Below are 8,398 nucleotides of genomic sequence, written 5' to 3'. Positions count from 1 at the left end.
TCATCAACATCGGCCAGAAAATAACCGTCAAGTTTTAGTGTATTGTTCTCAAAAACAGACTGATAGGAAATGGCTTCTGCGCGATTTTTAGCCTCAAGATAGTCACGCCCTTTTGCTTTTTTGTTTACGTATAGTGACGCCATTGAATCCTTAGTGGAGCGAACAATCAGGCGGATGTTGTTTGAATAAATCACCTGCTCATCATTTTCGTTGTATTTCAGTTTGAAACCACCTGAGCGAGTCATATCTTTTTCAAAATATGCATTGCTTTGCATGGCCAAATACAGCGTATCCCCTGTAGTGATATTCAATTCCTTGACCTGCATAGTGCTGCCTTCGTTGGAATGCTCGACTGTTTGCATTATACCTATGGTTATTAAGCATAAAACAGACATAATCCACAGTCCGAGTAAAGTGAGCTTGACCACTTTTCCGATGGATTTTAAATTGTCAATCAGAATTTTTAACCCAAGGATAAACAGGAAGAAAAACGGAATGGCAATGGTAAAGAACAACAACACAGAAAGCAACCAAAAGGGAACCAATGTGTCACTGACAATATGGAAAAAGTCTGTGTACCAGGATCCGAAAAACCCTGAAATCCCGGTAATAAACAGCCCGATAAACAAGCTGATTAAAGTTGCTGCTGCCACAATAATGATAATGACTCCAATGAATTTTACAAAAACCGTAAAGAGTGCCATCAGGATTTTTCCAAGTGTATCAAAAAAGTTGTCTGTTCCGGTTTTTATCTTTTTGCCATACTCGTCGTAATCGGCATTTTTTACCTTATCGGCTACATTGTCATAAGTTTCCTTGAATTTTTTTTCAATGTTTGAAATGTTCACCGGTTCGCCACGCATGGTTAATTTATCAGCTGTGGTTACAGCTTCAGGAACCAAAATCCAGAAAATGATATAGATTAAAATAAAGGTTCCGCTGGAGAAAATGGTCAGCAATACCCATATCAAACGAATCCAGATGGCATCCAGACCAATGTAGTGACCCAAACCTGAGGAAACGCCACCAATGTATTTGTTGTCCGGGTCGCGGAAAAGTTTTTTATACCCTTTTGTTTTTTGTTCAGATTGGTAATCAGATGAGGCGCCTGTATAGTCTTCATCTCCGATAGCATAATCTTCAGGTTGACCCATAATAGTGATGACTTCATCGAGTTCTTTCATGGTGATGACCTGTTTCTTAGAATCAATTTTTTCAGAAAATAATTCAGCGATACGTGCTTCGATATCTTTGATGATTTCGTCACGCCCCTGTGGGTCTGAAAAAGAACGTTTTATTGCATTGAGATAGCGGGTTAATTTTCCATAGGCATCTTCGTCGATGTGGAAAAAAGTTCCGGCCAGGTTAATGTTTACTGTTTTGTTCATGATTTTTTGTTTTGACGAGTTACTGTAGCCACTGCAATTTTCAATTCATCCCAGGTGCTGTCCAATTCTTTTAAGAATAACCTACCGGTTTCGGTAAGTTCATAATATTTTCTAGGCGGGCCGCTAGTAGATTCTTCCCAGCGGTAGCTCAACAGCCCCGCATTTTTAAGCCGGGTGAGAAGGGGGTAAACCGTTCCTTCCACAACCAGCATCTTAGCATCTTTCAGCGTTTCAAGAAGGTCTGAAGTATAAGCCTCTCCATCTTTTAATATGGAAAGAATACAGTACTCCAGTACTCCTTTGCGCATTTGTGCTTTAGTGTTCTCAATGTTCATACTAACAATTTTTTAATTGGGTTACTGCTGGAAGCTCTTCCATAAAAAATAACACTTCTTCAACCTCTATACGATTGATGTTTTGCATTACTTCAGATGAACTTACCGTAGCCGGGGCTAAAAACTCCATTACTACTGCCAACAAAATACTTACTAACGTGCTCATTTTTTGATTGATTTAAATGATTGATTTTTGATGATTGAATCCACTTTTGATTAAATGATAGTTTAATACCCATTAGATTACAATGCAAATATATATATTAAAACTGGTATTATGCAATACAAAGTACTAATGTTTAACATATAATTAACAAATTAATAGTTTATTTTTTGTGATGAAATATGGGTGTAATGCACTAAATTAGCGATGTTATGAAGTTTACACCCTCAAAAATTAATGGGTTCTTAATGCTTAAATTACCGGCTGCATTTTTTTGCGGAGTGCGGGTAATACACATTGAACCTTTGAATTGTGAAACCAAAGTGACCCATAGATGGATCAATCAAAACCCTTTTAATTCGCTTTATTTTGCCGTTCAGGCCATGGCGGCAGAGTTGAGTACCGGTGCGCTTGTGATGCAGCACATCAAAGCGAGCAATCAAAAAATAACCATGCTTGTTGCCAATCAAAAAGGGAACTATTCCAAAAAGGCAACCGGAACAATTGTTTTTAAATGTGATGATGGACAAAAAGTGATTGATGCTATTGCTGAAACCATAAAAACAGGGGAGGGTGTCACCTTTTGGATGACTTCAACAGGTACAGATGCGGCAGGAGATGTTGTTTCGGTTAACGAATTTGAATGGCGGATAAAATTAAAAAGCCAAGATTGATGGTTTTAATTTCAATTACCCAAAAGAATTATTTTTTTGACTTTACCATCATTTCCAGCATATCCCACATTTCGGGTGTTACCATTTCAAGCAGATTGAATTGGCCGGCGCCTTTCAGCCATTCACCACCATCGATAGTAATGACTTCACCGTTGAGGTAATGAGCAAAATCAGAAACCAGATAGGCCGCTAAGTTGGCCAGTTCCTGATGATCTCCCACGCGTTTCAGGGGTACTTTTTTGGCCAGATCAAATTTTTCTTTGAGTTCGCCGGGTAGCAACCTGTCCCAGGCACCTTTGGTTGGGAAGGGTCCGGGAGCAATGGCATGATGACGAATGCCATATTTGGCCCATTCCACCGCCAGAGAACGGGTCATGGCCAATACTCCGGCTTTGGCCGTTGCACTAGGCACCACATAAGCTGAACCTGTCCAGGCGTAAGTGGTTACTATGTTGACCACCGTTTTATTGGTTTCTTTTTTATCGATCCAATATTTGCCGAAAGCAAGGGTGCAGTTTTTACTTCCTTTTAAAACAATATCAATTATGGTATCGAAAGCGTTTGCAGAAAGTCGCTCTGTGGGCGATATAAAATTTCCTGCAGCGTTATTTAGCAATACATCTACCTGGCCAAACTCAGCAACTGATGCTTCAACCATAGCTTCTACCTCGTCGTAATTTCTTACATCACAAGCCACAGAAAGTACTTTTCCACCGGTAGCGGCTTCCATTTCCTTAGCGGTATTTTGAAGTTTTTCCAGGTTTCTGGAAGTGATCACAACATTGGCACCCAATTCCAGGAAGTAAGTCGCCATGGATTTACCGAGCCCGCTACCACCTCCGGTAACTACTATGGTTTTTCCTTTAAGGGCATCGTCGCGGAGCATTTTTTGGTTGTAGTTCATTCAGTTTAACTGTTTATAGTTTATAGTTTGAGCGTTTGGTTTTGTTGAGGTCGATATGTATCACAAAATTGTCTGTTTTTTCAATTTTGTTTTTACGTGGTAAGCGGTTGATTTGTGCGCTAAGCAAAAAGAAACGCCAAACCCGTTCGCCGCCTGAAAGTTTTAAAAATTCTTTCAATTGTTGTTTTTTGCTTTCTTGTTTGGTTTGGAATTTCAGTTCCATAGTGTAAAAATAAGTATTTATGCCCTAAAGTAAACTTCCCTTAGCCATATTTTAAATAAAGGGTCAAGAAAGGTGATTTCATTACTAAAAGTGTCTATAATCTCTTTTTGGACAAGGGCTTCTTTTGAACGGATAACATTGGAAGAAGAGGTGAGTTTATACTTTTTGATGATTTCTTTTGAGGTTACTTTTTCTTCTTCATTTGCATAAGCCTGCAGCAAGTTGAGTTGTAAATTGGTTAATCCATCTATTTCTTTACTAAAAATAATGTCATATTGATTGAGTAAGTAACTCAATCCTTGCTCGATGGATTGTTCCTCACAGTTTTCCCGGGTATGTAGCCAAATGCTGTTGGCAAGTTGCTGCACAAAATAAGGGTGGTTCTCTACCAGGTTTGCGATGTGTCTGGCATTCGCAATGGAAATTTTTTTCAAGGTGTTTTTAAACTTTCTTTGAATGTATTTTGCCCATTCCTCATTTTCAATTTTGTTCAGGAACATGGTTTCCCCAAATTTGTAAAAAGGCATGGATTTGCTTTCAAACAGCTCGCTCATCATGTGTTGTTTACTGCCATAGAGTACATAAGTGCAATGTTGATGATGTTGCCATACGGCTCTTAGTTTTTTTTGAAACCCCAGGGTGTCATCATAATGTGCTATATTTTGAAACTCATCAAGACAAACAATCAAGTGTATGTTTTTTACTTTTGAAATTATCTCCGGAAGTTCAAGTATTTCCTGAGGGTTTTTTTTGATTTCTTGCCAGTTAAATGATACCGAAAATTGTTCATTGGGGTTTACCCCAAAGCTAAACTGTGGTATGATTTGTTTAAAAAACAATTTTGCTTTTTCAAGCCGTTCTTCCCATTTTGTATAAGACGTTTTGAGGATTTCCGTAGCAAAATAATTGTAGAATTCTTCTTCATTTCGGGTGCTGAACAAATCGATAAAGCAAAATTTTACTTTCTTGTTTTTCTTTTCCATTTCCCTGGAAACTTTAAGCATCAAAGATGATTTACCCCACCTTCGGGGCGAAATTAAAACAAGATTGATTTTTGAAACCAATATCTTACTGATACTTTCAATTTCGGTCAACCTATTGATAAAATAGCTGTCGTCAATTACTTTGCCATATTTGAATGGAAGATTCATACTACAAATGTAGTCATTTTACAAAAACTAACAACTTTGTTACTAACAAAGTTGTTACTAACAAGGTTGTTAGTTATAAAAATTTGTTTATTTAAACAGAATCAATCAAAATCTGAAGAATTTCAATGGCAGCATCGCTTATTCTTGTTCCGGGACCGTATACGGCAACAGCACCCGCATCAAAAAGATACTGATAATCCTGTTGCGGAATCACGCCGCCCACAATCACCATAATGTCTTCACGGCCATACTTTTTGAGTTCTTCAATTACCTGAGGTACGAGTGTTTTGTGCCCGGCAGCCAGAGAAGAAACGCCCAGAATATGCACATCGTTTTCCACGGCTTGCTTGGCGGCTTCCTTAGGTGTTTGGAATAGGGGACCAATATCCACATCAAAGCCCACATCAGCATAGCCGGTAGCGACTACTTTGGCACCGCGATCGTGACCGTCCTGACCCATTTTGGCTATCATAATGCGCGGTCTGCGTCCTTCCAGTTCGGCAAAACGGTTGGCCATTTCACGGGCTTTTTCAAATGAAGGGTCTTTCTTAATTTCTTTGCTATACACGCCGCTGAATGATTTGATTTGTGCTTTGTACCTGCCAAATTCAGTTTCCAGTGCGTCACTGATTTCACCCAGTGTTGCCCGTTCCCTGGCAGCTTCTATGGCTAAAGCTAATAAATTCCCGCGAAAGCGGGAATCTTTTGAAGCAGTTTCAGTACTATCTATCAAATTTATTGATTTTTTTGCAGCTTCCGTCAATTTTGTTAAAGCAGCGGTCACTTTTTCAGAATTACGTTCTGATTTGATTTTGTTTAGCCGTTCTATTTGTGACAAACGCACCTTTTGGTTATCGACATCCAGTATCTGAAGCGGGTCTTCCTGTTCCAGACGGTATTGGTTTACACCCACAATAATGTCTTGTCCGCTGTCAATGCGCGCCTGTTTTCTGGCTGCTGCTTCTTCAATGCGCATTTTGGGAATGCCGGCTTCTATCGCTTTGGTCATTCCGCCCAGTTCTTCCACTTCTTCAATGAGTTTCCATGCTTTTTCTGCGATGTCGTTGGTGAGTTTTTCAACATAATGACTTCCCGCCCAGGGGTCAACCGTGCGGGTGATTTCGGTTTCCTGCTGAAGGTATATTTGTGTATTCCGAGCTATACGCGCCGAAAAATCGGTAGGCAAAGCAATGGCTTCATCCAGTGCATTGGTGTGCAGCGACTGGGTTCCGCCAAAGACGGCTGCTGCGGCTTCAATACAGGTGCGGGCTACATTGTTGAAGGGGTCTTGTTCGGTCAAACTCCAACCACTGGTTTGGCAATGGGTGCGCAGGGCGAGTGATTTTTCATTTTTGGGATTGAATTGTTTGACGATTTTCGCCCAAAGGACTCGGGCAGCACGCATTTTTGCAATTTCCATAAAGTGATCCATCCCAATGGCCCAAAAGAACGATAGACGTGGAGCAAATGTATCAATGTCCATTCCGGCGGCGATGCCTGTTCTCAAGTATTCCAACCCATCTGCTAAAGTGTATGCCAGTTCGATCTCACAGGTAGCCCCGGCTTCCTGCATATGGTAACCCGATATACTGATGGAGTTGAACTTGGGCATGTTTTTAGAAGTATATTCAAATATATCCGAAACGATTTTCATCGAGGGAGTGGGCGGGTAGATGTAGGTATTACGCACCATAAACTCCTTCAGGATGTCATTTTGAATGGTTCCTGACAGCAAGCCTGGTGAAACGCCTTGTTCTTCCGCAGCAACGATATAAAAGGCCATGATTGGTAATACGGCACCGTTCATGGTCATAGAAACGCTCATTTCGTTCAACGGAATCTGATCAAAAAGTATTTTCATGTCCTCCACGCTGTCAATAGCCACTCCGGCTTTGCCCACATCGCCTTGTACGCGCTCGTGGTCGCTGTCATATCCGCGGTGGGTGGCTAAGTCAAAAGCTACTGAAAGTCCCTTTTGTCCGGCTGCAAGATTTCTGCGGTAAAAGGCATTGCTTTCTTCAGCAGTTGAAAACCCGGCATACTGACGAATGGTCCAGGGTTTTTGGACATACATCGTCGAGTAGGGACCGCGTAAATAGGGGGGGATTCCTGCTGCAAAGGAGCCCCCCTTAATCCCCCCGAAGGGGGGAGATATGGTGTCAGAATTACTTAGTTTAATATGTTGAATGTTTTTTCTACTCATTTTGATTGGTATTCTAATGTAATCAGCGTGTTAAATTTCACTGTCAAGCTGTTTAAAAAATCCCTATATTTCTAATGCACTTTGCGGATTTTTTAGATAGTTATCTGTTCGTTCCCTCACCTGATCAATTTGCCATTGTGGTATTTGATACTCGCCTGAGGCAGGAAAGATGATAACTTCCACTTCTTCCGCATTGAAACCTGAAGGCAAAGTAATGTGAATTTCACGATCAATCACTTTGACAATTTTTCTGATTGCTTCCATAGTTTTTTATTTATTCAAATATAGGCATTTGAGTAGAAACCTACTCATTTCCAAGTCGTTCTTGTTCGGTTTTTTCGGCCAGTCTTTTTTCTATAATGGGTTCGATGAGGGTTTTTCTGGGTTTTGTTTTCACGAATGGATACAACTCCAATTCGTTTTTCATCCGGTCGTTTGGGTTGGGGTATTTGTTGGTTCCCAGAAGTGTTTTTTTACCTTGGTCAAAATCTTCCTGCTCTTTTGACGCACTTTCTTTGATTTTTTTTTGGATGGTTCCTTCTTTCAGCTGATTTAAAATCCCACCTCCGGCTTCAATTTCTTTAAAAACCTCAAGTGCTTTTTCGGCCAATTGACGGGTGAGTGTTTCTATATACAACGTGCCTTCCGCCGGATTTTTTTCAGTGTCAAAATAACTTTCGTGCTTTAAAATGAGCAATTGGTTGCGTGAAATGCGTTCGCCAAATTCGTTGCTTTTGTGGTAAATACCATCATAAGGTAAATTGCAAACAGTATCAGCTCCGCCCAGCACCGCACTCATACATTCGGTGGTGGTGCGCAGCATATTGACGTTGTAGTCATAGAGGGTTTTGTTGCGCTTTGAAGGTGTGGCTATGATGCGGCAGTTTTCGCTTAAAGCATATTCTTTAGCCAAAGCTGTATAAAGCTTACGCAATGCCCTGATCTTTGCAATTTCAAAAAAGTAATTGCTGCCCACCGCCACTTTAAAAATCACTTGTGTTTCTGAACTGATTTGACCTTCAAAAGCATTGAAATATTCATTGGCGTGTGCCAGGGCATAAGCGAGTTGCTGCACGATGGTTGCTCCTGCGTTTTGATAAAGCGAACTATCTATACCCAATGTTTGTGTGTATTTTAAGCAGTTTCCAAGCGCATTAAAATCTTCTTTGAGCGATTGGTGCCAATTGCCTTCCTGAGCATGGTGGTGAATGATGTCGTTTAAGACAAATACGTTCGCTTTCGCGAAAGCGGGATGAACACAGAATTTAGTGTCCAAAAATTTTAGGTCAAAATAGTACAACGCCTTTTCGTTGAGCTCTTTAAAAAGTTTGTTAACGTCAAATGGTTTTTCTGAAGT

The 8,398-nt window shown here is 40.5% G+C and carries 10 protein-coding genes; 1 reads left to right on the top strand and 9 read right to left on the bottom strand.

What is annotated here, in order from left to right; all coding sequences use genetic code 11:
- The 3 genes from AC6F75_RS10875 to AC6F75_RS10865 all read right to left on the bottom strand — a co-directional run.
- On the bottom strand, positions 1 to 1,388 hold a 1,388-nt coding region (locus AC6F75_RS10875), incomplete at its 3' end, for a PspC domain-containing protein (protein WP_500715044.1).
- Positions 1,385 to 1,723 (bottom strand): helix-turn-helix transcriptional regulator, encoded by a 339-nt coding sequence (locus tag AC6F75_RS10870; RefSeq protein ID WP_500715043.1) that lies wholly within the window; start codon positions 1,721 to 1,723, stop codon positions 1,385 to 1,387. The genes AC6F75_RS10875 and AC6F75_RS10870, both read right to left, overlap by 4 nt.
- Position 1,724: 1 nt before the next feature.
- Complete coding sequence (locus AC6F75_RS10865; protein ID WP_500715042.1) at positions 1,725 to 1,889, bottom strand: hypothetical protein; 165 nt, start codon at positions 1,887 to 1,889, stop codon at positions 1,725 to 1,727.
- Between the two features lie 209 nt (positions 1,890 to 2,098).
- Here AC6F75_RS10865 and AC6F75_RS10860 point away from each other — a divergent pair, with 209 nt between their 5' ends.
- On the top strand, positions 2,099 to 2,560 hold the full coding sequence (locus AC6F75_RS10860) for a DUF4442 domain-containing protein (RefSeq protein ID WP_500715041.1): 462 nt from the start codon (positions 2,099 to 2,101) through the stop codon (positions 2,558 to 2,560).
- A gap of 28 nt (positions 2,561 to 2,588) precedes the next feature.
- On the opposite strand, the gene AC6F75_RS10855 is transcribed toward AC6F75_RS10860, so the two are convergent.
- The 6 genes from AC6F75_RS10855 to AC6F75_RS10830 all read right to left on the bottom strand — a co-directional run.
- The gene (locus tag AC6F75_RS10855) at positions 2,589 to 3,464 is read right to left on the bottom strand and encodes an SDR family oxidoreductase (RefSeq protein ID WP_500715040.1); all 876 of its coding nucleotides are present in this window, start codon (positions 3,462 to 3,464) and stop codon (positions 2,589 to 2,591) included.
- A gap of 13 nt (positions 3,465 to 3,477) precedes the next feature.
- Entirely contained in the window at positions 3,478 to 3,687 is a 210-nt protein-coding gene (locus tag AC6F75_RS10850; protein WP_500715039.1) for a hypothetical protein, read from the bottom strand.
- Between the two features lie 17 nt (positions 3,688 to 3,704).
- The gene (locus AC6F75_RS10845) at positions 3,705 to 4,838 is read right to left on the bottom strand and encodes an AAA family ATPase (RefSeq protein ID WP_500715038.1); all 1,134 of its coding nucleotides are present in this window, start codon (positions 4,836 to 4,838) and stop codon (positions 3,705 to 3,707) included.
- 91 nt (positions 4,839 to 4,929) lie between these two features.
- Positions 4,930 to 7,041: a methylmalonyl-CoA mutase gene (scpA, locus tag AC6F75_RS10840; RefSeq protein ID WP_500715037.1), complete on the bottom strand. Its 2,112-nt coding sequence runs from the start codon at positions 7,039 to 7,041 to the stop codon at positions 4,930 to 4,932.
- Between the two features lie 63 nt (positions 7,042 to 7,104).
- The gene (locus tag AC6F75_RS10835) at positions 7,105 to 7,305 is read right to left on the bottom strand and encodes a hypothetical protein (RefSeq protein ID WP_500715036.1); all 201 of its coding nucleotides are present in this window, start codon (positions 7,303 to 7,305) and stop codon (positions 7,105 to 7,107) included.
- Between the two features lie 40 nt (positions 7,306 to 7,345).
- The coding region (locus AC6F75_RS10830; RefSeq protein ID WP_500715035.1) for a methylmalonyl-CoA mutase family protein at positions 7,346 to 8,398 on the bottom strand (1,053 nt) is incomplete at its 5' end.

Source organism: Planktosalinus sp., from assembly GCF_059864935.1.
Note: the sequence above shows the minus strand (reverse complement) of the source record. Positions and strands in the feature narration are given on the sequence as shown.

Coding starts and splice junctions, on each gene's coding strand:
- AC6F75_RS10870 (WP_500715043.1), bottom strand. CDS start 1,723: ATGAACATTGAGAACACTAAAGCACAAATGCGCAAAGGAGTACTGGAG.
- AC6F75_RS10865 (WP_500715042.1), bottom strand. CDS start 1,889: ATGAGCACGTTAGTAAGTATTTTGTTGGCAGTAGTAATGGAGTTTTTA.
- AC6F75_RS10860 (WP_500715041.1), top strand. CDS start 2,099: ATGAAGTTTACACCCTCAAAAATTAATGGGTTCTTAATGCTTAAATTA.
- AC6F75_RS10855 (WP_500715040.1), bottom strand. CDS start 3,464: ATGAACTACAACCAAAAAATGCTCCGCGACGATGCCCTTAAAGGAAAA.
- AC6F75_RS10850 (WP_500715039.1), bottom strand. CDS start 3,687: ATGGAACTGAAATTCCAAACCAAACAAGAAAGCAAAAAACAACAATTG.
- AC6F75_RS10845 (WP_500715038.1), bottom strand. CDS start 4,838: ATGAATCTTCCATTCAAATATGGCAAAGTAATTGACGACAGCTATTTT.
- scpA (WP_500715037.1), bottom strand. CDS start 7,041: ATGAGTAGAAAAAACATTCAACATATTAAACTAAGTAATTCTGACACC.
- AC6F75_RS10835 (WP_500715036.1), bottom strand. CDS start 7,305: ATGGAAGCAATCAGAAAAATTGTCAAAGTGATTGATCGTGAAATTCAC.